The following is a 22440-nucleotide window of genomic DNA, read 5'->3' on the forward strand; positions in this document are numbered from 1 at the left end:
TCGATCCCCCTCACGCGCTCCGCAGCGGGCTCGCGCCCGGCGGAGCCGAGCCCGGCGGAGCAGCAGCCGGCGTAGCAGCAGCCGGCGTAGCAGCAGCTGGCACGGGCCCGAGACGCATGGAGCGCCGAGACGTCCTGACCGCGGCCGGCTACGCGGCGCTCGTGGTGCTTCTGGCCCTGTCCGGCCTCTCCAACGGCAGCCTCGTGCAGGACGGGCCGCGCCTGCCCCTGGAGGCGTCGATGGCCATGATGCTGGTCGCCTCGGCCTCGATCGCCTGGCGTCGGAGCCGACCGTGGACGGTGCTGGCGGTGGCGGGACCGCTGTCCCTCGTCGAGATGGCCCTCGGTGGCCAGGTCAGCGCGTACGTGCTGTTCTTCGAGGCGATGTTCGAACCGGTCATGCACGGCAGCGCGCGCCTCGCCCGCTGGACGACGAGGCTGGGCGTCGCCGCGACGGCCCTGGGGATGCTGACGGCGGGCGTGCTCGGTGAGCAGATGCACGTGCTGATGATCGTGATGGTCGCGGCGCTCGTGGTGATGGTCCCGCTCCTGTGGGGCTGGGAGGTGCGCCACCATCGCACCGCCCGCCAGGCCGCCGAGCACCTCGCGGAGCTCCAGCAGGAGCTCGCCGCCGCCCAGGCCGCCGGCGCCGTCGAGGCCGAGCGCCGACGCATCGCCCACGACCTGCATGACGTCATCTCCGGCCACCTCAGCGCCGTCTCCCTGCACACGAGCCTCGCCGCATCCCTGCCCGATCAGGCCTCCCGCAGCAGCTCCCTGGCGACCGCGCGGGACTCCGCCCTCGCAGCACTGCGGGATCTGCGCTCGATGATCGGGGTGCTCGCCGAGGAGGAGTCCGGCGGCGAGCCGACCGTGACGCTGAGCTGGTCCTCTCTGGCCGACCGTCTGCGGGGCCGCGACCCCGCGGCCCACGTGGTCGTCGACGAGAGGGTGGACGACCCCGCTGCCGTCGCGCCCGCGGTGCAGGCGGCCCTGCTGCGGCTCGGCGCCGAGGCCGTCACCAATGCGGTGCGCCACGGCGCGGCCCCGATCGCCCTGGAGGTCCGGCTCGAGACCTCGGACGAGGCCCGACCCCGGTCCCGATCTCAGTCGCAGCCCCGCCCCCAGCAGGAGCCGCAGCCGCAGCCCCAGCCCCAGCCCCAGCCACGGGACGCCGGCGCTCAGACCGTGGTCGTCCTCGAGCTCGTGAACCGGCGCAGCGACCCGTCGGCGGCAGGCAGCGGCATGGGGCGTCGCGCGATCGCCGACCGCGCGGCGGCCGTCGGCGGCGAGGCCATCTCCGGTCCGCTGGCCGACGATCCGGGGGCATGGCACGTCCTCGCCCGCCTGCCCGCCGCTCCGCCTTCCCCTGCCGCACCCCGCCCCGCCGTGCACAGTCCCGCCGCGTCCGAGGAGATCCCCCGATGACCGCCGCCTCCGAAGACTCTTCCTCGGCTGCCGGACCGGGGCCCGGTCCGGAGGCCGCTCCGCAGTCCGCGCCGATCCGCATCGTCGTCGCGGACGACCATCCCGCCGTCCTCTCCGGCCTGGTCGCCCTGCTGGACTCCGCCCCCGACATGAGCGTCGTGGCGCAGGCGACGGATGGTCCCTCCGCTCTCGACGCCGCCCGCGAGCATCGCCCGGACGTCGTGCTCACCGACGTGCGGATGCCCGGTGCGACCGGTATCGACATCACTCCACGACTCCGGGAGATCGACGCGGACGTGCTGGTCATCTCTGGTTTCGACCTCGACGAGTTCGTGCTCGGGGCGCTCGCCGCCGGTGCCGACGGCTATCTCGTGAAGTCCGAGGAGCCCGAGCGGATCCTCGAGGCCGTCCGCGCAGTCCATCGGGGCGACGCAGCGCTCTCCCCCGCCGCCACCCGCACCGTGCTCGGTGCGCTGCGCGGACGTGCCGCGACCGACCGCTCCCCTGCAGCGTCCGACAGCTCCGCCGCGGCGTCCCATCGCTCCCCCGCCGTGGCACCGGCGGTCGGCGGGCGCCCCGGTCCGGAACCGGAGTTCACTCGCCGCGAGGAGGAGGTGCTCGCCCTGGTCGCCGAGGGACTGTCGAACCAGCAGATCGCCTCACGGCTGTTCGTCGAGGTCAGCACGGTCAAGTCCCACATCTCCCACGCGCTCGCCAAGCTGAACCTGGACTCACGGGTGCAGGCTGCGCTGTGGTGGCAGCAGCACCGGGGATGAGAGCGAGGATCAGATGCGGTCCGGCCGGGCTCCCCGCCGCACTGCTACAGCGGTCCGTGCGACGGATCACGGACGGGGATGCCGCGGCGTTCGACGGATCACCCTCAGTGCCAAAGCTGGGAAAAGACTGATCGCTGTCCGGCAAAGACTCCTTGACCTGTCCGCGCGCTCAGCTGTGCTCAGGATGCAATGGACGTCGGGGGAAGCATGCGCGCTGGTGCTTCATGCCCCTGCATGTCCCTCTCCCATCCTCGAAGGAGACCTGCCTTGTCGAAGTTCGCGATCCTGGGCGCCACCGGAACTGCCGGAGCGCATGTCGTCGCCGCCGCCGAGGCCGCCGGCCACGTGGCCGTACCGCTGTCCCGCGCCACCGGCGTCGATCTGAGCACCGGCGAGGGGCTGACCGAGAGCCTCGCCGGGGTGGATGTCGTGATCGATGCGTCGAACGCACTGCCTGCCGATCCCGATGCTGATGTGGTGGAGGCGCTGCGGGGCGCGACGGAGCATCTGATCGCCGCCGTCCAGGAGTCGGGGGTGCAGCACCTGGTGCACCTGTCGATCTGCGGGATCGGCGCGCCGGCCTTCGACGGCTTCCCCTACTACCTGGCCAAGCGCGCCCAGGAGCAGGCGCTGAAGGACTCCTCCCTCCCCCATACGATCGTCCGCTCCGCGCAGTGGATGGAGTTCGCCATGAACCCGGCGGCGGTCACCGAGCACGAGGACCGCATCGAGGTGCAGGACTGGCTGATCCAGCCGATCGCCGTGCAGACCGTCGCAGAGGTCCTGGTGGAGTGCGCCGAGGCGGCGGTCGCGGATCCGGTCTCCGCGAACGATCCGCTGACCGCGCGGGATCGTCAGATCGCCGGTCCCGAGCCGATCCGTCTCCCGGAGCTGACGGCTCTGCGTCTCGAGGCGGTGGGTGACGCGCGGCCGATCGAGCGGACGCATCCGGCCCTGCCGGAGCTGGAGGCCGGGGTGCTGCTCGCACCGTCGGACGCTGAGCTGCTCGGTCCCGTGCCCAGCCGGTGGGCGGCGGACCAGAGCTCCTGGACGGTCGTCGCCCCCGAGAGCACCACTGCCGAGGAGCCCACCGAGAACACCACCGCCGAGGAGCCCGCGCACGACGAGGCCGCGCCCGAGCGCGAGGAGTGAGGTGGTCCCGCGCTGGCCGCGCTGGCCGCGCTGGCCAGGATCACGCGGAGCGTGTGAGGCGTCGGACGACGGCGAGGGTGGCGAGCGTGATGGCGACCGGCAGCACGACCCCCAGCAGCACGAACGCGGTGAGGGAGCCGACGCGGTCCTCCATCCAGGCGAAGTTCATGCCGAAGAATCCGGTCGCGAGGGTGAGCGGCAGGAAGATCGTCGCGACAAGCGTGAGGCGCTCGTTGACGACGGCGTCCTGCTCGGCGAGGACGTCGCCGAGCATCGCGTAGAGCCGCTCGGCGAGCGCCCGGTTCGCGGCGAACGCCCCTGCGGCCCGCTGGAGGAGATGCCGCAGGCGCGTCGAGCGGCGGCCATGGGAGGCGGAGCTCCCAGCGCTCCCAGCGCTGCCCGCGCTTCCGGTGCTCCCGTCGTCGAGCTTCTGCAGGAGGTGCTGCGCGGTCTCCTCGTCCTTCGACAGCAGCTCCTGCTGGGCGGCCTGGAACTCCTGGATCCGGAACAGGTCGGTGCGCATCCTCGCGATGCCCCGCCGCTCCGGCGAGGACCGGTATCCGGTGACGCGCTCGGCGATGGCCTGGCATTCGTCGTCGAGGTCGTCGAGGATCTCCTCGCAGCGTCGGGCGACGCCGAGGATGATCGCGACGACCATCGCCCAGGTGTCGTCGAGGGCCGCGCCGTCCCGCAGGCGGCCGTCACCCAGGTGGGCGCGCACGGACTGCAGCACAGCGTCGTCGGCCGCCACCAGCAGGCCCGACGGCGCGGCGAGCATCTCCAGCCGATGCTGGGAGCGGTCTGCTCCGAGGACGAACAGCACCAGCTCCAGCTGGTCGCCGTCGACTGCGGCCGACGGACGGCGCGCCGTCCCCGGACGCATCGGCAGGCGCAGGCCCAGATGCTCCGCGACCTCGCGCGCGATCCCACGGTCAGCACCGGAGCCCGCAGGTGCTCCGGCGGCACCGAGGTCCTGGGGGCCGACCAGGACGCACACGGGACCGCTCTCCTCCTGCCGGCGGTGCTCGTCCCACTCCTGGGCGCTGGTCACGATGCGCATCGGATGCTCTCCTCACCGGCGCTGTCCTGTGCCCGCGCCTCGTGCGGACACCATGGCGCACCATGCCGTCGGCGTCCACTGCGACGCGCGCGTCGCCGGTGACTGCCGCGAAGCACGGCCGACGGCCGCTGGGTCACGGCCACCAGGTCACAGCCGCCGCGTCACGGCCACCACGTCACGGCCACCACGTCACGGCCGTCCGGACCTCCTGTCGGCCGAGGCGATCCCGAGCCAGGTGTGCCGGTTGCCCCACCAGCACCAGCCGACCTTCGGGGCGCCTCTCCTGTCCTTCCCATCACGGCCGGTGCCGCCCGAGATCCAGAGCGCCGGCGTGCGCGCATCATGCTTCCCGCCGAGCTTCAGCCTCCGCGAGCCGATGGTCATGAAGCAGTGGCCGGGGGCGATGATCTCCGGGACCTGGAGCGCCCAGTGGATGCCCTCGGTGAGCAGGAGCGGAGTGCGTCCGCGGGCGAGGATCTCCGGCAGGGCCTCCTGCGGGGTCATGTTCTCGAAGTCCTCGCCGCGCGAGGGATCCTCGAGGAGGTACGTCGGACCGTCCCCTGGCAGCTCGATGCCCGTCGGCGCGAAGTCGTCGACGTCGTCCATGTCCACGACGACGAAGCCCGGCTTCCCGCCGCGCCGCATCAGCGGGGCCAGGGCCGACGGCGGGGCGAGGTCCGGGCGGACCACCAGCAGCGCATCGGTCCGGTCGCTGCCCCATACGTCGGCCGCGTCGCGGAGCTGCTGCGCGTCCAGGCCGGCGATCTCGTGGACGCCCAGGTCGATGAGCCGCTGGGCCTGCGCGGCGAGCGTCGGGAGGCTCGGGTGCGAAAGGCCGGGTTCGGCCGCGACGGGTTCCGCAGCGTCGGGGTGCAGGGAGTCGGACGGGTGAGAGTCGGTCTGCTGAGGGTCGGGGTGCTGGGGGCTGTCGTGCGGCATCGGGCATCCTTCCGTGGACCGGGCGCAGGACTGGTAGGCAACGGGCCGGGGACGCACGGTATTCCCGCATGTGTGCGCCCCTCGGCCCAGGGCTCGCCTCTGCGCTCGGGTCTGCGACCGCGCTCGGTTCCGCCAGTGCGCCCGCTATGCCTGGGAGGGCTGCGCACCGAGGGGGATGGGCGGCCTCAGCCCTGTCGGCGTCGACGGGAACCTGCGGCGAGCGCGCGCAGCGCCTCCGCGGTCGACTCCCAGTCCATGCACTTGTCGGTCACGGACTGGCCGCGCACGAGCCCGGCCGGGCCGACGGCGACGTCGAGCTTCTGCGCGCCGGCGACGAGATTGGATTCGAGCATGATGCCTGCGATCGCCGGGCCGCGGGCTGCACCATCGTGGTCCGTCGCGGACTCGCTGCGGGAGGCGGCTTCGGCCGACACCTGGTCGGCGAGCAGGTGCGCGACCTCGGCCTGGCGGACATGGTCCTTGCCGCTGTTGCCGTGGCTCGCGTCGATGACCAGACGCGCGGGCAGGCCGTTGTCGATGAGGCGGTCGGAGGCGGCACGCACGTGCTCGGGGCCGAAGTTGGGGCCGTCGGCGCCGCCGCGCAGGATGAGGTTCACGTCGGGGTTGCCGAGGGTGGAGACGAGGCTCGCACAGCCGTCGGCTCCGATCCCGAGGAACGCCTGCGGGCAGGAGGCTGCGCTGATCGCGTCGAGGGCGACCTGGATGCCGCCGTCGGTGCCGTTCTTGAAGCCGATCGGCATGGACAGCCCGGAGGCGAGCTGACGGTGGATCTGGCTCTCGGTGGTGCGCGCTCCGATGGCTCCCCAGCTGATGAGGTCGGCGATGTACTGGGGGCTGATGGGTTCGAGGAACTCGGTCGCGCAGGGAAGCCCGAGACTCGTGACGTCGCGCAGGAAGCCTCGGGCTCGTCGCAGGCCGGTGGCGATGTCGTGAGATCCGTTCAGATGCGGGTCGTTGATCAGGCCCTTCCAGCCGACGGTGGTGCGCGGCTTCTCGAAGTAGGTGCGCATCACCAGCAGAAGATCCGATCGGACCTCGTCCTGGATGCCGGCGAGCTGTCGTGCGTAGTCGAGACCGGCTTCCGGGTCGTGGATCGAGCAGGGTCCGACGACGACCAGCAGCCGGTCGTCCTCGCCGGAGAGCACGGCGCGGACCTGCTCACGGGATCGGCCGACGAGCTGTTCGTGCTCGGTGTCCAGGGGGAGCTCTTCGAGGAGCTCGGCGGGGGTCGGCAGCGACGTGAAGCTCGCGATGTTCCGGTCGGGGATGGTCGCGGTGCTGGTGGGAGCGGCAACCGGGGAGGTGAGTGTCGAGGTCATAGGTCCTGTCCTGGGGAGGGGCGGACCCATGCAGAGCCCGCCGGGAACGGCGAAGGGCAGAGCTTGCGCTCTGCCCTGTCGGCTCTGAAGGGATGGTGACGCTATGCCGTCGCCGGCCCCTCCAGGGCCGACTTCGCATAGGTAAACCATCGGTTCGTCATGAGCGGCACCGTACATCACGCCTCGTCGGCGTCCAACCTGGTTCCGCGGAGCGGATCGCCTCCGGTGGCATCCGCGCACTGGCCGCGCCGCGCGGGCCGCGGTCCGGTCGCAGTGCTTGGGGGTGCGGCGGGCCGATCGCGGGTCACAGGGTGATGTGCTTCGCCTCGGGGTCGATGGGTCCTTCGGTGTCCGGGGTCCGCTCAGGGATCCACGGATCCGCCTCCTCATCGACCGGCACATCACCATCGACCAGCCGCGCCTCGAACGACTTCGAGAAGATCTCCACCGGCTCCGACGCCACCTCGATCTCCCCGACGATGTCCTGCCACGGACCCCCGTCGACCGAGAACTGCCCCGCGAACGTCGTCGTCAACGTGATGTCATACCAGCCCTCAAACGCATACATCGCCGACACCTCCTCCGACGGATACGGACCACCCGGCTTCGACGTCGTGATCCTCGTCCCGTCCCCCAGATCCCACTGGAACTCCACCGGCATCGCCCGCACCCGCACCGGAACCCCCAGCAGCTCCGTCTCCAGCACCTGCGTCTCCACCTCCGCATACAGCACATTCACCATGTTCACCGGCACCCACCCCACCTCCGGCCCCGCATGCGCCACCAGCCCCTCCACCGGCAGCTCCGCAAAATCCTCCTGCGAAACCGTGATGACGACCGGCTCCCCCGCCGCATCCACCGGAACCGTCACAGGAACACACCCGTACCCCGTCACCCGCTCCGTGTCAGCGACAAGATCGACAGAGGTGTACTCGACAGTACGGCGATCCTCTCCATCATCAGGAGACTCCGCTGATCCCGCGAGACCGTGGACGTTCGCCACGACATCCCCGTTCGCTCCTTCGGTGATCCGATAGTCGACCCCCTGCTCGCAGCTGTCCTGAACAGCCCGGCACGTGATGACGCGAGGACCCATGGGCTGATCGCCACTCGCACTCGCCTCATCGCTGTCCGTGCAGGAGCTCCCGGTCTGAGTCGCTGTGTAGGTCGTCCGCGTGAAACGGGTGACCACCGAAGCATCCCCCGCATGGGACCCCGCGGGAGCTTCTGCACCCTGCTCAGAACATGAGGACGCATCATCTGCATCGACCAGATAAGCCCCATTTCCGGAAGCCGTAACGATCTCAGACTTCACACAATCCCCCCCTGGCTCCCCGACCGCAAATGATTCAGCAACGTTCGAAAGAAGGATAAACGGGAGAGCCAACAGAAGGCCAGCCATCGCAAAACCCACCTGCGGATATTTACGCATAAAATGCCACCATGTCCATGCCTACCACCATCCACCTACCCCCCACCCAAGAAAGTCCTGCGCCAAAGGCAACGTCACTCCTTTCAGCTTCGATCACACCTCCAGACTCCACATTAGGTTCAGAATGTGCGGAAACAAATAAGCCGTAACTCACGACGACGTCCTCGTCCCCGCCGGTCACCCTAGACGAGAGGGAGCCACCTCCCTCCTCTAGGGTGACCGGCGTCCAGAATGTGCCTTCTTCTTTGAACTCATTCATCATGTCCACATTGCCCGAGCAGGCCTCACAAGATTCGACAAACCGACCCTCAAGCTCTTCCGTCTCCCCAGTCTGGAATCCCCAGAAAGTGAGCGCGATGAAGTATCGGAACGCCTGCTCCGCACCCTCCGGCGTGTTCTCGTCCATGCCGGGATAGTCGGCGGGATCGGGTGCGGGGATGGTCGCGACATCGGCCTCCGAATCCTCCGAGTCCTCCGACTCGACGGCGTCACCCCCGCCGTCGCTCGCCTCACCGTCTGCTTCGGGCTCGCTGCTGGCGAGGGTCACGGTCGCGGGTGGATCCGTGCGCGGTCCGTCGGCGGCGTCGCCGCAGGCGGCGAGGCAGAGGGCGAGGATCGCCGTCGCGGCAGTGAGAGTGAGGGGTCGATAGGACATCGGCGGCCTTCCGGAAGCTCAACGGTTCCTCGGCACGCTAGCCAGACCGGTCCTGGGTTGCCACGGCACCTGCGGGAATGTGGATAACCGATGCTCCTCCCCAGCGCCCCGTGGAGACAGAAGGACTGCCGCCCGCGGGGCTCTCCCCGCGGGCGGCAGTCCTTCACACCCTCGATCGCTCGTCCCTGAACCGGGTCGACCGCACTGCGGCCAGGCAGGTCACCCCCGCCGAGACGGCCCTCGCGCGGACAGGCGAGCGGACGCTCAGTCGTAGTACTGCGCGACCTCCTCCTCGACCTGCTCGACGAGCGCCGGGTCGTAGTCCGCATGCTCACCGGGCTCATAGGTGACGGCGACGAGGCGGCCGTCGAACCGGTAGGAGCCGTGAGCGGCGTGGAGGCCCCAGTGGACCGGTCCGCCGCGGTTCACGCCGACGTCGATGCCGCTGAACGGCGCCATGCCGATCAGCATGGCGACGGAGTCGAGGCGACCGCGCTCGGTGAGCCCGTGCCCACCGTCAGCCGCAGCGGCAGCTCCGCCGTCGGCAGGCGTGTCCGCGGCCTCTGCGACGATGCTCCAGCGGAACTTCGGCAGCCAGCGGAAGCGGAGCACCGCGCGACCGGTGGTGAACGGTCCGAGATCGAGCTCGTGCAGGCGCCCGTACTCGTTGTAGGCGAATCGCAGCGCACCGTCCTCGACGTACAGGACGTACCCGCCGCCCTGGTCGCCGTGGGCGACGAGCACGCCGGAGCCGGCCTCGGCGACCTCCGCGGTCACATCGAAGGAGCGCAGCGAGGTCAGCTTCGAGGAGCGGTAGCGCTCTAGGCGGCGCACCCCCGGCAGCAGCCGGACGGGCCTCTCGAGGGCCTTCTCGGCAGGACGCCGGCCCTGCGCGGAGGCCGCCCCGAGAGGGAAGACCGTGTTGCGCCAGGCGGCCTCCTGCCAGGCCTCGGCGAGCTCGGCGACCTTCTCGGGCTCACGCGCGGCGAGGTCGACGAGCTCGTTGGGGTCGGAGTCGACGTGGTACAGCTCCCACGCCGGGTCGGTGAGCGGGATGCCCGGCCGATGGAGGCTGACGAGCTTCCATCCGTCCCGGTAGTAGCCGCGGGAGCCGCCGAACTCGGCGTACTGCTCGGGATGGGTGGAGTCCGCCGCGGCGTCCTCGAGGATCGGGCGCAGGGAGGCGCCGTCGACGTCCTGCGTGGGGCGGCCGGCGCGCTCGGCCAGACGCGGCACGCCGACGAGGTCGAGGATCGTCGGCGTCAGATCGGTGACGTACTGGTACTGGCGGCGCAGGCCGTCGTCGTCCTCCCCCTTCGGCAGCCCCTCCGGCCAGGAGACGAGAAAGGGAACGCGCACGCCGCCCGCATGGGTCTGCCCCTTGTAGAACCGGAAGGGCGTGTTGGAGACCTGCCCCCAGCCGCGCGGGTAGTGGACCATCGTGCCGGGGGCCGCCGATGAGATCGGGGTCGCGGTCGACGTCGGCCTCCCAGTCCTGCGCGAGTCCGGCCAGGTGCACGAAGCGGGAGAAGTACGAGCGGGTGCCCTCCGGGCCGCCTTCGGCGGAGCCTCCGTTGTCGGAGGTGAAGACGACGATCGTGTTGTCGAGCTCGCCGAGCTCCTCGACGACGCCGAGGAGCCGTCCGAGGTTCTCGTCGACGTTCGCGACCATCGCCGCGTACACCTCCATGTACCGGGCGTAGAGGTCCTGGGTGGTCTCGTCGAGGTCGTCCCAGGCGGGGACCGCAAAGCGCGGATCCTCGGAGGACGGCGGCAGCGGCGTGCCCTCGGCCTTGGCACCGAGCGGCCCGTGCATCGCATGGTGCGCGAAGTAGAGCAGGAACGGCTTGTCGGGCTCCTGCGCGCGCAGGGTCGCGAGCTGGGAGATCGCGTCATCGGTGAGGTCGTCGGTGAGGTAGTAGTCCGCGGGCCACTCCTCCCGGTCCACCGGGGTGTTGTCGCGGATCAGCTGGTTGGGGTGGAAGAACGAGTTCGCGCCCTCGAGGGTCCCGTAGAAGTGGTCGAAGCCGCGCTGGAGGGGCCAGGAGGACTTGTCGGCGCCGTCGTGCATGAGCGCATCGCGCGTGAGATGCCATTTGCCGAAGGCGAAGGTGGCGTAGCCGGCGGCGCGGAGCGACTCCGGCAGCGTCGCGACGTCCTGGTCGATCTCCAGGCGCAGGTTCGGGTAGCCGGGGTCGGAGTTCGCGACCGAGGCGAAGCCCGCACGGTGCGGGTTCAGCCCGGTCATGATCGCGGCCCGCGCCGGTGAGCAGACCGGGGTCGTGTGGTAGTTCGTCAGCCGGTAGCCGCGCTCGGCGATCGCCTCGAGGGTCGGCGTGGGGATCTCGGACCCGAAGGGTCCGATGTCGGAGAAGCCCATGTCGTCGAGCACCACGATGATCACGTTCGGCGCCCCCTCGGGAGCGGTGCGGGGGCGCGGCCAGGCGGGCGTGGACTCGGCGACCGTCTCGCCGATCCGGCCGGGGAAGCGCCCGTACCCGCGAGCGTGCCCGCGGACGTCGGGATGCTGCGCCTCAGCGGCGTCGGGGAAGGAGGTCACTGGTCGGCTCCGGTCAGCAGGTCGTCGAAGCGGTCGTCGTACTCGGTGCTCACATCGAGGGGTTCGGCGATGAGGCCGAGCTCGGTGCAGACGTCGGCCTGCTCCTGCTGGGCGGCGATCACCGTCTCGTCGATCGGCACCCGGCCGGCGGAACTCCGTTCGAGGATGGCGAGCGAGACCTCCTCGCTCAGGCCGGTGAGGGAGGCGTACGTCGGCGCCCACTGCTCGGGGTTGTCATGGCTCCACTGCAGCGCCCTGCCGAGCCGGCCCAGGTAGTCGCCGATGGCCTCGACCTTCGCCTCGTCGGCGAGCGCCGCATCCGTCGCGACGACGTACGAGTACCCGGTGGTGAAGCCGGAGTCGGGCTGCGCGACGATCTCGACGGAGGAGACGTCCTCCGGGGTCGAGGCCTGCACACCGATCACCTTCACCGGGGTCCCGCCGACCTGCGCGAAGATCGCCGGGGTGTCGGCCATGAGCGCGAGATCGACGGCGCCCGAGGGGACGGCCTCCATGAACGCGGGGCCGGAGTAGAACAGCGAGTGCTCGAGGCCGTACGCGAGGTCCTCGCCCTCCCCGGCGGCGTCGAGCTTCTGCCTCTCGGTGGGAGCGGAGCCGAGCTCGCCGATGCGCAGCGTGGTCGAGGAGCCGGAGCCCCCGTCGGAGGCGCTGGTGGAGGAGCAGGCCGTCGGCGACAGGCCTGCGGCGGCGGAGGCGAGCAGGAAGCCCGCGCGGGTCAGGGCCGGTGCGGAGGAGACGATGGGCATGGGGATCCTCGGAGTCGGACGGTCAGATGATCGGACGGTGGGGCGGGAGCGGGGCCGGCTAGCGGGTCGCGGTACTGGTCACAGGTCGGCGTCGGCCACGCCGAGCTCGACGAGCAGTCGCTCCCGCAGCGACTCGAAGCCCGGGTGCGCGCGACGGCCGGAGTGCGGCAGGCCGACGGGCTCGTCGAACGAGAGCCGGCCCTCGGTCAGGACGATGATGCGATCGGCCAGGAGGATCGCCTCGTCCACGTCGTGGGTGACGAACAGGACGGCCTGCTCATGGCGTTCGACGAGGTCGCGCAGCAGGCGCTGCATCCTCAGCCGGGTGAGCGCGTCGAGGGCGCCGAAGGGCTCGTCCATCAGCAGCAGGTCGGGTTCGCGGGCGAGCGCCCGGGCGAGCGCGGCGCGCTGCTTCTCGCCGCCGGAGAGGGTCTTCGGCCAGGCCCGGGCGCGCTCGGCGAGCCCGACCTCGTCGAGCAGCGCGGCCGCACGCTCCCTGCTGCGGGCGTCCTTGAGGCCGAGCTGCACATTGGGCAGGGCCCGGTCCCAGGGCAGCAGCCGGGAGTCCTGGAAGGCGACGGCACGACGCGACGGCACCGTGAGCTCGCCGGTGCACCCGGTGTCCTGCTGCGCCAGCAGGCGCAGCAGCGTGGACTTGCCCGAGCCGGATCGGCCCAGCAGGGCCACGAACTCGCCCTGACGGATCTGCAGGTCGATGCCCTGCAGGATCGGCCGACCGTCGAAGGCTCGGGCGAGACCGGTCGCCCGGACGACGGGGACGTCGTCGGCCGGGCCGACGGACGATGCGGGGCCGACGGATGATGCGGGGCCGACGCGATCTGCGTTCAGCGCGACTGGAGCCTGGGAGCCCATGCGAGCACCCTTCTCTCGATGGTGCGGACGAGGATGTCGGAGGTCAGACCCAGCAGGGCATAGATGACCAGGCCGACGATGATGATGTCGGTGCGGGCGACGGTCCGGGCCTGCGTCATGAGGATCCGATGCCGGCGGTCGCGTTGATCTGCTCGGCGACGACCAGGACGAGCCAGGAGATCGAGGTGGCGAACCGCAGCCCGGTGAGGAAGCCGGGCATCGAACCGGGCAGGATGACGCGTCGGATGAACGCCCAGCGCGAGAGCTCGAGGGTCGAGGCCAGCTCGACCAGGCTCGCGTCCACCGACCGGATCGCCGCGTGGGTGTTGATGCAGATCGGGAAGGTGACGGCGAGCAAGACCAGCAGGATCTTCGTCGGCTCCCCGATGCCGAACCACACGATGACCAGAGGCTGCAGCGCCAGGATCGGCATCGCACGCAGCATCTGCACGTTGGAGTCGATGAGCACCTCGCCGACACGGCTCAGCCCGGTGACCAGCGCGAGCAGGACGCCGACGGGCACGCCGATCGCCAGGCCCGTACCGGCTCTGCCGAGCGACACCAGCAGGTTGTCGGTGAGCGATCCGGACTGCAGGAGGTCGAGGAACGCGGTGGCGACCGTCGCGGGCGACGGCAGCAGGATCGGCGAGATCCATTCGAAGGAGGTCGCCGTCCACCACAGCGCCAGCACCAGCAGCGGGCCGACGACGCGGCCGGCCGTGCCCCGCAGCCGTCGCGGGAGCACCCGGTCCAGCAGGCGGAGCACGCCGGGCCGGGGAGGCCGTGACGATCCGGCCTCGGGCGCGGCGCTCCCGGGGGCCTCGATGCGGGAGGCGGCCGCCGTCGCCCCGTCGGCCGCGTCGCCGCCTGCGGAATCGTCGAACGGCGAGCCCGCGGAGGATGCCCCCGAGGGCGGAGGCGCGGGGAGCAGTGCGGTTATCGTGGCCTCTCTCTGTCTCTGTCTCTGACGTAGAACTCTGTCTCTGGGCAGTCGTGCTCAGGGCTGTCGCGGTGGGTGCTGGTGGCAGAGCCCGGCACCCATCTCTATCTCTCCGGTAAGTCCGGCTGCTTTTGTCGCGGATTTGACGGGACTGACTCCCCCTCCAAGTCCAGGATTCATGGACGTTCACTCGCGCACCGGCCTACGGTGGACGGAGGTCCGCCGCCGGACCGGTGGCGGGAGCAACCCCAGGAGGGCAGCACCGTGTCACGCAACGTCGCGCAGAAGCTCATCGCCGACCATCTCCTCGAAGGCGAGATGATCCCCGGCTCGGAGGTCGCCCTGAAGGTCGACCAGACCCTCTGCCAGGACGCCACCGGGACGATGGTCATGCTCGAGCTGGAGGCGATGGGGCTGGACAGGATCCGCACCGAGCTGTCGGTCCAGTACGTCGACCACAACCTGCTGCAGGCCGACGAGAAGAACTCCGACGACCACCTCTTCCTGCAGTCCGCCGCGCAGCGCTTCGGACTGTGGTACTCGCGGCCGGGCAACGGGGTCTCGCACCCCGTGCACCAGGCGCACTTCGGCCGACCCGGCGCCCTCCTGATCGGTTCGGACTCGCACACCTGCGCGGCCGGAGCGCTGGGGATGCTCGCCGTCGGCGTCGGCGGCCTGGAGATCGCGATGGCGATGGCCGGCCAGCCGCTGTACGTGTCGATGCCCGAGATCTGGGGCGTCGAGCTGACCGGGTCACTGCCGGACTGGGTAAGTGCGAAGGACGTGGTGCTGGAGATGCTGCGGCGCCACGGCGTGAAGGGCGGCGTCGGCCGGATCATCGAGTACCGCGGCGAGGGCCTCGCCGAGCTGACCGCCATGGACCGCCACGTGATCGCGAACATGGGCGCGGAGCTGGGGGCGACCGCGAGCGTCTTCCCGGCCGACGACGCTGCGCGCGACTACCTGCGCGCCGTCGGCCGGGAGGAGGACTTCACCCGGATCGAGGCCGACCCGGGGGCGCAGTACGACGTCGAGGAGCGCATCGACCTCTCCTCGCTCGTACCGCTGATCGCCAGACCCTCCTCCCCCGGCAGCGTGGTCCCGGTCGAAGAGGTCCACGACGAGGAGGTCGCCCAGGTCGTCGTCGGCTCCTCCGCGAACCCGGGCCTGCGGGACGCCGCGGTGGTCGCCGAGATCCTCCGCGACCATCAGGCCGCGCCCGGGGTGTCGGTGGACATCAACCCCGCCTCGCGCGAGGTCCTCGCCGACCTCATCTCCGGCGGCTGGCTGTCGGCGCTGGTGACCGCGGGCGCACGGATCCACCAGTCCGGGTGCCTGGGCTGCATCGGCATGGGGCAGGCCCCGGCGACGGGACGGAACTCCCTGCGCACGATGCCGCGCAACTTCCCCGGACGGTCGGGCACCGAGGAGGACGCGGTCTGGCTGTGTTCCCCGGAGACCGCCGCGGCCGCGGCTCTGACCGGCCGCATCACCGATCCCCGCACGCTCGAGGACAGCCATGGGATGGTCTGCCCCCGGCCGACGATGCCCGACCCCTACGCCACCATCGACGACATGCTGCAGCCCCCGCTCCCGCCCGACGAGGCGGCGGAGGTCGAGCTGGTCAAGGGCCCCAACATCTCGACGCTGCCCGACTTCGACCCGATCGAGGACCACCTCGAGGTCCCGGCCCTGCTGGTGATGGGCGACGACGTCTCCACCGACGAGATCATGCCGGCCGGCTCGCGCGTGCTCCCCTACCGCTCCAACATCCCGAAGATCGCCGAGTACGCCTTCACCCGCATCGACGAGACCTACGCCGAGCGGGCCTCACAGGCCGAGGGCGGGCACGTCGTGATCGCCGGTGAGAACTACGGGCAGGGCTCCTCGCGGGAGCACGCCGTGATCGCTCCCCGCTATCTGGGCCTGCGAGCGGTGATCGCCGCATCCTTCGCCCGCATCCACTGGCAGAACCTCGCCAACTTCGGGATCCTCCCCCTCGAGCTCGACGATCCGAGCGCTCTCGACTCCATCAGCCAGGGCGATGAGGTGGTGCTGGACGGCATCCACGATGCGCTGCGCAGCGGCGGCGACCTGACCGCGAGCATCGGGGGCCGCGAGGTGGGCGTGCATCATCGGCTCTCTCCGCGCCAGGCGGAGATGATCCTCGCCGGCGGCCGGATCCCGCTCGCAGCCCAGGAGGTGTGAGCGCCGATCGGGAGACGCCGGTCGGGAGACGCCGGTCACGCTCGTTCACGCGGACACCCCTCGACGCGGGACAGGACTTAGGCTTACCTTCACGAATTACGGAAGCACCTATTTCCCATAGGGCTTCCCTGCGGACTCCGCCCGGAGCCGTCCCGATCGACAGAGGAGAGCCGATGCCCGCAACGCTCCATCTCGTCCAACGCCCCGCCACCGCCGCCGAGGACACCCCGCGCATCGCCATGCGCGACGTCTACGACCTCGACCGGCTGGACCTCGATGCCTTCACCGGGATCGTCCTCGCGCGCGACGTCGATCAGCGCTTCCTGGCCCGACATCGCGACCGCCTGACCGCCTGGGTGCGCTCGGGCGGACGCCTGCTGGTCTCCGGTCATCCGCAGACGGTCTTCGTCGATCGCCTCCCCCTGCCCCGGCAGATGGAGTTCCGCACCGAGGACGACCTGCGCCTGAGCGCTCTCGAGCCGCATCCCATCTGGGAGGGCGCCGACCGGGCCTCCACCTCCTGCGGCTGCTCCTATCTCGTGGACCTGCCCTCGCAGGCGCACGTCATCACCGGGATCGGTCTGGGGCGTCTGCCGGTGGACGTGTCCTATCCGCTGGGCGCGGGGGAGGTCATCGTCCACGGCGGCGGCGACCTCCTGGATCCCGCTCATCCGGGGCGTCCCGCCGCGGACCTGGCAGCCTTCGCCGAGCTCGCCGGGGACCCGTCGTCGGCCGACGCGATCGCCGTGCGGATCCTCGAGCATCTCGAGCTCGCTCCCGCCCTGCAGGCGGTGGGACCATGAGCGCCGACGACGCACCGACTCGCCGCTCCCGTCCGCGCCACGAGTGCCGCATCGCCTTCGTCCACACCGGCAGCCCCTCCCATCTGGCCGTCCTCGAGGACCCGGTCCTGCGCGCTCTCGGACTCGAGGACGCCTACGCACCGGAGCTGGAGGGCTGGGACCTGGATCCGTTCGACGCGGTGTTCGTCGCCGCCCGGCTGCATCCGTCGGTGCTGAACTACATCGCACCGATGCTGCTGGAGGTGCTGGACCGCCCGGGTGCACGCATGGTCGTCGACGGCGGGAACCGGCCCGAGCACTGGCTGCCCCAGCTGGACCTCCCGGACGCCGAGAGCCTCATGCGCTATGACCCCGGCACCTTCCCCGCCGAGCTGGTCGTCTCCGGTGTCGAGGCCTCGTGCCTGCACGGCGCCGGTCGCGCCCCGGGAGCGACCCAGGTGCTGCATCGCACCGTCATGTGGCTGCGCGAGGCGGGCACGGACCGGCCCGCGCGCACGTACGGCTGGGTTCCCGTCCGGGACCTGGTGTCCTCGGGCCGCGCGCTATAGCGATCCAGCGATCCAGCTGCGCTCTGCGCCGCCGCTCGAGGTCCGGAGCTCCTCCACCCACTGCAGGACCTGCGCGGGGTCGTCGGCGGTGACTCCGTCGGCGCCCACGCGCAGGGCCGCGGCGACATCCTCGGCGGTGCGCGCCGACCACAGGTGCAGCTCGAGACCGTCCCCATGGATCTCCGCGGCGATGGCCTCGGTCATCCCCGGGAAGCCGAGCAGGATCCGGGACGCGGAGGTGTGTTCCACGAGCCCTCTCCATCCGCCGTCGAAGGATTCGGCCCGGGCGATGTCGTGACGGATGATGCCCCTCGGGACCTGCGGGATCAGCTGCGCCGCCTCCCGCAGGGCATCCTCCTTGAAGCTCGTCAGCACGGTCCGCCCGGCATCCTCGGGGCGGGTCGCGAAATGGTCGGCGAGGTGCGGGACGGTCTCGGGTGCCTTGATCTCGAGCTGGATGGTGGTGCTCGTCGCCTGGTACATCTCGGCGAGGGTGACGACGCCCCGACCGGAGTCCAGGACGACCTCCCGCAGCTGAGCGAGGGTCCGCTCCCCGGCCGGACCGAGGCCGCGCGCGGAGTCGTCGCCTGCAGTGCGATCGAGCGTCGCATCGTGGAGGAGGAAAAGCTGCTCGTCGGCGCTCAGCCGCACATCGGTCTCGATCTCATCGACCCCGATCTCCTCAGCGAGCGCGAACCCCTCGAGGCTGTTCTCCGGCGCCTTCGCCATCGCGCCGCGATGCCCGGCCACCATCAGCGGCCGCCCCGAGCCCCTGACGCCTGTCTCCGCCGAGCTGCCTGCCTCTGCCGAGCTGCCTGCCTCTGCCGAGCTGCCTGCCTCTGCCGAGCTGCCTGCGCCCATCCGCCCAGCTCCTGCCCTGTCGTCCCCGATCATCGGATGCTCCCCTCTGCTCGGCCGGATCAACCCTGGTTCTGGTTCTGGTTCTGGTTCTGGTCCCGGTCCCGGTCCACGGTAGCCGCGCCCGACGCCCCCGCAAGCCTCTCACCCCAGCCGTTTCCGCAGTTCGTGTCCATGAATGGCAGATGAGCGGCACCTGCTCCTCTATATGCAGGACAGATGCCGCTCATCTGCCATGGATGGACAGGCCGGAGGCGAAACCTGCCCCAGACCGCCGAAGCAGCACCTCCGGGAATCGATGGACAGCGCTTGCCGAGGCGTCCTATGCTCCCGCCACAGCGATCGGACTGATCAGTGCACGGATGCACATCGGAAGCACACATCAGTGCACGTCAGCACAGACCGCTCGAGCACGATCCGCACCACGCATCTCCCGCGACCGACGACGTTCCGAGGAAACAGCCATGCAGACCGCATCCCTCTCCCCCGCCCTGCTCACCTCCTCCGCCCTGCTCACCTCCTCCGCCCTGCTCACCTCCTCCGCTTCGCGCACCGATCACCGCATCGGCGCCTCCTCCCCGGGCTGTGCGGCAGCGCTCCGCACCGTGTGCGCACCCGCCATGCCCACCGGGCGCGCATCTGCGGCGCCGCACGTCCACCTGCCGCTCTTGTCAACGCAGGCAGTCCACCGACCAGGCGGCCACCCCTTCGGCGTCGTCCATCCGGCCAGTGCTCTCGACGCCGTCCATCCGGGTCCTGCGCTCCGCTCCGGCTCCGGTTCGAGCTCCGGTTCGCGGTCAGCTCTGGGCAGCGGATGCGGCGGGCCGCGCCGTCGGACGCTGCTCTCGGCAGGTCTCGCCGGCTCGCTCGCGTCGTCGCTGATGCTCGCGGGCTGCGGCCCCTCGGCCAGGACATCGGAGACGTCCAACGAGGTGAGCTTCATGTTCTGGGGTCCGACGTTCTATCAGGACTTCACCGGTGAGATGGTCGATGCGTTCATCACGGAGAACCCGGAGATCGACGTCGAGCTCCAGCCTTCGGAGTGGGACGGCTACTGGGACAAGCTCGCCACCCAGGTCGCCGGCGGCACCCCGCCGGATGTGATCAACATGGACGGCAAGTACATCGCCGAGTACTCGGGCCGCGGGGTCCTCGCCGACCTCGAGTCGCTCGAGGGTCTGGACCTCTCGGCCATCGCCGACGCGGATCTCGACGCCGGCCGCGTCGACGGCGTCCTGACCGGGCTGTCCACGGGCTCGAATGCCTGGGTGATCGCCGCGAACCCGGCAGTGTTCGAGGCCGCGGGCGTCGACCTGCCCGACGACACCACCTGGACCTGGGACGACTTCATGGAGATCGCGACGGCCATCAGCGACTCCGGGGTCGCGACGGGTGTGACCGGGGGCGGCAGCTATGCGGATCTGACGATCTACCTGCGCCAGAAGGGCGAGGACCTATGGGCGGGCGATGCGATGGGCTGCTCGGTCGAGTCCCTCACCGAGTGGTTCCAGCTCTACCTCGACCTGCAGGAGTCCGGGGCGACGCTCCCGGCGGATGCGGCCGTCGAGGATGCCGCGGTCGCCCTCGAGCAGCAGGCCTTCTCGACCGGGGCGTCGGCGATGACCTGGACGTGGACGAACCAGCTGCAGTCCCTGCGGGATGCGGTCGGCGATGACGGAGCGGTCATGCTGCGTCCGCCGTCGATCGCCGGGAGCGCCGAGGAGAACGGTCTGTTCAGGAAGGCGACCATGTTCTGGTCGATCGCCGCGCAGAGCACCCACCAGGAGCAGGCGGCGAAGCTGGTGGACTTCCTGGTCAACGACCCCTCGGCTCAGGCGATCCAACTGCTGAACAGGGGCGTCCCCTCCGATCCCGCGGCGGTCGAGGCGATGGGGGATGCTCTCACGCAGACCGATCAGGACGTCGTCGACTTCCTCGATGCGGTCGGAGCGGAGATCACCGGCGCTCCTGCGGTGCAGCCCATGGGAACGGCGGACTCCCAGAACACCTTCACGCGACTGCTGGATGAGGTCCGCTTCGGGACCGCCACCCCGGCCGAGGCAGCACGGACGACGATCGACGAGGTCAACGCGATGGTCGAGAGCTGAGCGGAGGGGATGCGGAGCGTCGGCGACGGAGCACCTCGCTATGCTGAACACATGGCGTCCTCGACAATCTTCCGCACGGAGCCGATGGCGACCCGTGCTCTCGCCGCCGAGATCCGGCACGACTCCGAACGGTTCGTGCGTCTGCTGGAGTCGGTCGGCGAGGCCGGGTCGCTCGGAGTCCTGCAATCCCTGAGCTGCGAGGCTGTGGAGCAGGTGGACCTGCAGCTCGACTTCGCCGACTGCGTCGTCGGGATCGAGGCGAAGCTCGACCATGAGCTGACGCCGGAGCAGATCAGCCGGGAGGCAGGGGTCGTCGACCGGCTCTTCGTCCTGCTCCCCCGCAAGGAGTCAGCACCGGACTGGCTCGCGCGGGAGCATCCCGAGGTGGGCGTCCTCAGCTGGGAGGAGGCGCTCGCCTGCTTCACCGGCTCCCGTCTCACCCTCGAGGACATCCATGCCGATCGGCTGCTGAAGTCGACCGTCGAGGCCTGGCTCGCTGAACTCCGGCTCGAGGAGCGGATGCCCGGGTGGGACGTCGAGATCCGACGAGGAGGCAGCGGGATGCCCTCGATCATCATCGAATCGCCCGAGCTCCCCTGCGGCCGGACGCTGCGCGGGCAGGTCGAGGTCTACGGTCGACGGATGCCGGAGGTCCTCGAGGAGGTCCGCTTCACGCGGCACACGGGGGTCTCCGTCCCCGAGGATGCGGAGAACTACTTCGATCCTGAGGACTCCGACGTCATCCCAGGATGGATCTCGCATCTGAGGACGCTGCAGACGGAGGTCCTCGAGGGCCAGGAGCGGCGTCTGCGGGTGAGCCGGCATGCACCGGGAGAGAGCAGGCGCGAGCTCGGCCGCTGGAAGCTCCCGCTGGCCAGGAGGCACCTGGGGGCGCATACCCACCTGGCCAAGGGGTACACCGACGGCTGGGCGCTCGGCCCGAAGTCGACGCCCGTCGGCCGTGATCGCCTCGCCGAGCTCGCCGACAGCACGGTCGAGATCTTCACCCGCTGGTTCGCCGCGGAGACTTCGCACTGAGGGACCGTCGGACGCATCGGCCCGGCGCTCCGCGAGCATCGCAGAAGCCCGCTGAGAGCAACCACGGTCTACGCAGTTCCGACCTGGGGAAGGTCAGACGTGACGACCATCGATCCCCCCGGCTGCGACCGTGTCAGGTCGGTCTCCAGCATCGCCGGGGCGTCGACCGCATGCCGTGTGTAGACGCGGTAGCGGTCTACGGCTCTCACTTCGTATGCCAGCCGCTCGGCACTGATCGCCGGGCGGCTTCGCCCGCCCGGACCGTTCAATACGTGCTGAGCGAAGGAGGAAGGGACCCAGCGTCAGCTGGTGAGATCGTCCGAACCCGCCAATGTCTTCTCATATGCCTCCAGCCACCGTTGCCGGATCTGGTGCTCCGACACCTCCGGAGCTACGTCCAAGCACACGACGTCGATCGAGTAGCCAGCCCCTTCAAGCTCCCTCCCCAGGGCTGCTGCTCGCTCATCATCCGAGAGCACGCCATCGATCACCACAGGCAGGCCGTTGGAGAGAGCGCGATGGCGTGCCCTATCTGCCACTGCGGAGGCCTCTCGGTGAACCAGCGCTGACAGCTCGAGCGGAAAGAACCGCTCCCCTGCCTCCTCGAGGCGCCTGACTTCGGGTGGTTTCAGGAACGACTCGTACGAGGAGTCCGACTCCGCGATCGAGAGAAGGTTCTGCTTGATGTCGTCCACATCGAGCAGCACGCGTCCAGCGACGTCGTCCTCGAGGGCTCCCTTGCGCAGGTGACTCTTCCCTGCCCCCGGCGCGCCCGCGAGGGTCATCGCATGCTATCCCCTACCGGAGTCTGCTGAGGCGAGCAGCGACGCCACGATGGACGCGTGCAGGGATCGCCGGGATGCAACGGGATGCAACGGGATGCAACGGGATGCAACGGGATGACCGTACTCGTCGAACCACTCCGGATTGTTCACCGAAGCCGTCGGGGCGTCCAG

The 22440-nt window shown here is 70.4% G+C and carries 20 protein-coding genes and 1 pseudogene; 8 read left to right on the plus strand and 13 right to left on the minus strand.

Annotation, left to right across the window (positions count from 1 at the left end):
- The first annotated feature begins 116 nt into the window (after positions 1 to 116).
- The 3 genes from ACZ5AJ_RS11290 (at position 117) to ACZ5AJ_RS11300 (ending at position 3355) form a co-directional block, all read left to right on the plus strand.
- Positions 117 to 1427, plus strand: a complete 1311-nt coding sequence (locus ACZ5AJ_RS11290) for a histidine kinase (protein WP_464134481.1) — start codon at positions 117 to 119, stop codon at positions 1425 to 1427.
- A complete protein-coding gene (locus ACZ5AJ_RS11295; RefSeq protein WP_464134485.1) occupies positions 1424 to 2203 on the plus strand; it encodes a response regulator in 780 nt (259 codons plus the stop codon). The genes ACZ5AJ_RS11290 and ACZ5AJ_RS11295 overlap by 4 nt, the downstream gene beginning before the upstream one ends.
- A gap of 267 nt (positions 2204 to 2470) precedes the next feature.
- On the plus strand, positions 2471 to 3355 hold the full coding sequence (locus ACZ5AJ_RS11300; RefSeq protein WP_464134489.1) for an SDR family oxidoreductase: 885 nt from the start codon (positions 2471 to 2473) through the stop codon (positions 3353 to 3355).
- Positions 3356 to 3395: 40 nt separating this feature from the next.
- On the opposite strand, the gene ACZ5AJ_RS11305 is transcribed toward ACZ5AJ_RS11300, so the two are convergent.
- The 11 genes and pseudogenes from ACZ5AJ_RS11305 to ACZ5AJ_RS11355 form a co-directional block, all read right to left on the minus strand.
- Entirely contained in the window at positions 3396 to 4415 is a 1020-nt protein-coding gene (locus ACZ5AJ_RS11305) for a CorA family divalent cation transporter (RefSeq protein ID WP_464134492.1), read from the minus strand.
- A 189-nt stretch (positions 4416 to 4604) separates the two neighbouring features.
- Positions 4605 to 5354: a DUF5701 family protein gene (locus ACZ5AJ_RS11310; RefSeq protein WP_464134496.1), complete on the minus strand. Its 750-nt coding sequence runs from the start codon at positions 5352 to 5354 to the stop codon at positions 4605 to 4607.
- 185 nt (positions 5355 to 5539) lie between these two features.
- Positions 5540 to 6694 (minus strand): 3-deoxy-7-phosphoheptulonate synthase, encoded by a 1155-nt coding sequence (locus ACZ5AJ_RS11315; RefSeq protein ID WP_464134500.1) that lies wholly within the window; start codon positions 6692 to 6694, stop codon positions 5540 to 5542.
- Positions 6695 to 6998: 304 nt separating this feature from the next.
- Entirely contained in the window at positions 6999 to 7697 is a 699-nt protein-coding gene (locus ACZ5AJ_RS11320; protein WP_464134503.1) for a hypothetical protein, read from the minus strand.
- Positions 7698 to 8118: 421 nt separating this feature from the next.
- Positions 8119 to 8781: a DUF6318 family protein gene (locus tag ACZ5AJ_RS11325; protein WP_464134508.1), complete on the minus strand. Its 663-nt coding sequence runs from the start codon at positions 8779 to 8781 to the stop codon at positions 8119 to 8121.
- Between the two features lie 264 nt (positions 8782 to 9045).
- Positions 9046 to 10221: a sulfatase-like hydrolase/transferase gene (locus tag ACZ5AJ_RS11330; protein WP_464134511.1), complete on the minus strand. Its 1176-nt coding sequence runs from the start codon at positions 10219 to 10221 to the stop codon at positions 9046 to 9048.
- A gap of 172 nt (positions 10222 to 10393) precedes the next feature.
- Positions 10394 to 11161, minus strand: a pseudogene (locus ACZ5AJ_RS11335) (sulfatase-like hydrolase/transferase); the annotation flags it as partial.
- Positions 11162 to 11337: 176 nt separating this feature from the next.
- Positions 11338 to 12108: a type 2 periplasmic-binding domain-containing protein gene (locus ACZ5AJ_RS11340; protein WP_464134515.1), complete on the minus strand. Its 771-nt coding sequence runs from the start codon at positions 12106 to 12108 to the stop codon at positions 11338 to 11340.
- A 78-nt stretch (positions 12109 to 12186) separates the two neighbouring features.
- The gene (locus tag ACZ5AJ_RS11345) at positions 12187 to 12981 is read right to left on the minus strand and encodes an ABC transporter ATP-binding protein (protein ID WP_464134519.1); all 795 of its coding nucleotides are present in this window, start codon (positions 12979 to 12981) and stop codon (positions 12187 to 12189) included.
- The gene (locus ACZ5AJ_RS11350) at positions 12954 to 13100 is read right to left on the minus strand and encodes a hypothetical protein (RefSeq protein ID WP_464134522.1); all 147 of its coding nucleotides are present in this window, start codon (positions 13098 to 13100) and stop codon (positions 12954 to 12956) included. Before ACZ5AJ_RS11350 ends, ACZ5AJ_RS11345 begins: the two co-directional genes overlap by 28 nt.
- A complete protein-coding gene (locus ACZ5AJ_RS11355) occupies positions 13097 to 13747 on the minus strand; it encodes an ABC transporter permease (RefSeq protein ID WP_464134527.1) in 651 nt (216 codons plus the stop codon). Before ACZ5AJ_RS11355 ends, ACZ5AJ_RS11350 begins: the two co-directional genes overlap by 4 nt.
- A gap of 438 nt (positions 13748 to 14185) precedes the next feature.
- Here ACZ5AJ_RS11355 and ACZ5AJ_RS11360 point away from each other — a divergent pair, with 438 nt between their 5' ends.
- The 3 genes from ACZ5AJ_RS11360 to ACZ5AJ_RS11370 all read left to right on the plus strand — a co-directional run bounded on the left by ACZ5AJ_RS11360 (position 14186) and on the right by ACZ5AJ_RS11370 (position 17480).
- Positions 14186 to 16129, plus strand: a complete 1944-nt coding sequence (locus ACZ5AJ_RS11360; RefSeq protein ID WP_464134530.1) for an aconitate hydratase — start codon at positions 14186 to 14188, stop codon at positions 16127 to 16129.
- Positions 16130 to 16302: 173 nt separating this feature from the next.
- Positions 16303 to 16932, plus strand: a complete 630-nt coding sequence (locus ACZ5AJ_RS11365; RefSeq protein ID WP_464134533.1) for a hypothetical protein — start codon at positions 16303 to 16305, stop codon at positions 16930 to 16932.
- Complete coding sequence (locus tag ACZ5AJ_RS11370) at positions 16929 to 17480, plus strand: hypothetical protein (protein WP_464134535.1); 552 nt, start codon at positions 16929 to 16931, stop codon at positions 17478 to 17480. The genes ACZ5AJ_RS11365 and ACZ5AJ_RS11370 overlap by 4 nt, the downstream gene beginning before the upstream one ends.
- Here ACZ5AJ_RS11370 and ACZ5AJ_RS11375 read toward each other — a convergent pair.
- Positions 17475 to 18341: a glycerophosphodiester phosphodiesterase gene (locus tag ACZ5AJ_RS11375; RefSeq protein WP_464134538.1), complete on the minus strand. Its 867-nt coding sequence runs from the start codon at positions 18339 to 18341 to the stop codon at positions 17475 to 17477. The two genes, ACZ5AJ_RS11370 and ACZ5AJ_RS11375, sit on opposite strands and share 6 nt — an antisense overlap.
- A gap of 461 nt (positions 18342 to 18802) precedes the next feature.
- Between ACZ5AJ_RS11375 and ACZ5AJ_RS11380 the strand changes: the two genes are divergently transcribed.
- Positions 18803 to 20446 (plus strand): ABC transporter substrate-binding protein, encoded by a 1644-nt coding sequence (locus tag ACZ5AJ_RS11380; RefSeq protein WP_464134540.1) that lies wholly within the window; start codon positions 18803 to 18805, stop codon positions 20444 to 20446.
- Positions 20447 to 20497: 51 nt separating this feature from the next.
- Entirely contained in the window at positions 20498 to 21484 is a 987-nt protein-coding gene (locus tag ACZ5AJ_RS11385) for a hypothetical protein (RefSeq protein ID WP_464134544.1), read from the plus strand.
- A gap of 302 nt (positions 21485 to 21786) precedes the next feature.
- Here ACZ5AJ_RS11385 and ACZ5AJ_RS11390 read toward each other — a convergent pair whose 3' ends face one another.
- Entirely contained in the window at positions 21787 to 22269 is a 483-nt protein-coding gene (locus tag ACZ5AJ_RS11390; protein WP_464134549.1) for a zeta toxin family protein, read from the minus strand.
- Positions 22270 to 22440: the final 171 nt, after the last annotated feature.

This window comes from Brachybacterium zhongshanense, from assembly GCF_055385755.1.

Coding starts and splice junctions, on each gene's coding strand:
- ACZ5AJ_RS11290 (WP_464134481.1), top strand. CDS start 117: ATGGAGCGCCGAGACGTCCTGACCGCGGCCGGCTACGCGGCGCTCGTG.
- ACZ5AJ_RS11295 (WP_464134485.1), top strand. CDS start 1,424: ATGACCGCCGCCTCCGAAGACTCTTCCTCGGCTGCCGGACCGGGGCCC.
- ACZ5AJ_RS11305 (WP_464134492.1), bottom strand. CDS start 4,415: ATGCGCATCGTGACCAGCGCCCAGGAGTGGGACGAGCACCGCCGGCAG.
- ACZ5AJ_RS11310 (WP_464134496.1), bottom strand. CDS start 5,354: ATGCCGCACGACAGCCCCCAGCACCCCGACCCTCAGCAGACCGACTCT.
- ACZ5AJ_RS11315 (WP_464134500.1), bottom strand. CDS start 6,694: ATGACCTCGACACTCACCTCCCCGGTTGCCGCTCCCACCAGCACCGCG.
- ACZ5AJ_RS11325 (WP_464134508.1), bottom strand. CDS start 8,781: ATGTCCTATCGACCCCTCACTCTCACTGCCGCGACGGCGATCCTCGCC.
- ACZ5AJ_RS11330 (WP_464134511.1), bottom strand. CDS start 10,221: ATGGTCCACTACCCGCGCGGCTGGGGGCAGGTCTCCAACACGCCCTTC.
- ACZ5AJ_RS11340 (WP_464134515.1), bottom strand. CDS start 12,108: ATGCCCATCGTCTCCTCCGCACCGGCCCTGACCCGCGCGGGCTTCCTG.
- ACZ5AJ_RS11345 (WP_464134519.1), bottom strand. CDS start 12,981: ATGGGCTCCCAGGCTCCAGTCGCGCTGAACGCAGATCGCGTCGGCCCC.
- ACZ5AJ_RS11350 (WP_464134522.1), bottom strand. CDS start 13,100: ATGACGCAGGCCCGGACCGTCGCCCGCACCGACATCATCATCGTCGGC.
- ACZ5AJ_RS11365 (WP_464134533.1), top strand. CDS start 16,303: ATGCCCGCAACGCTCCATCTCGTCCAACGCCCCGCCACCGCCGCCGAG.
- ACZ5AJ_RS11370 (WP_464134535.1), top strand. CDS start 16,929: ATGAGCGCCGACGACGCACCGACTCGCCGCTCCCGTCCGCGCCACGAG.
- ACZ5AJ_RS11375 (WP_464134538.1), bottom strand. CDS start 18,341: ATGGGCGCAGGCAGCTCGGCAGAGGCAGGCAGCTCGGCAGAGGCAGGC.
- ACZ5AJ_RS11380 (WP_464134540.1), top strand. CDS start 18,803: ATGCAGACCGCATCCCTCTCCCCCGCCCTGCTCACCTCCTCCGCCCTG.
- ACZ5AJ_RS11385 (WP_464134544.1), top strand. CDS start 20,498: ATGGCGTCCTCGACAATCTTCCGCACGGAGCCGATGGCGACCCGTGCT.
- ACZ5AJ_RS11390 (WP_464134549.1), bottom strand. CDS start 22,269: ATGACCCTCGCGGGCGCGCCGGGGGCAGGGAAGAGTCACCTGCGCAAG.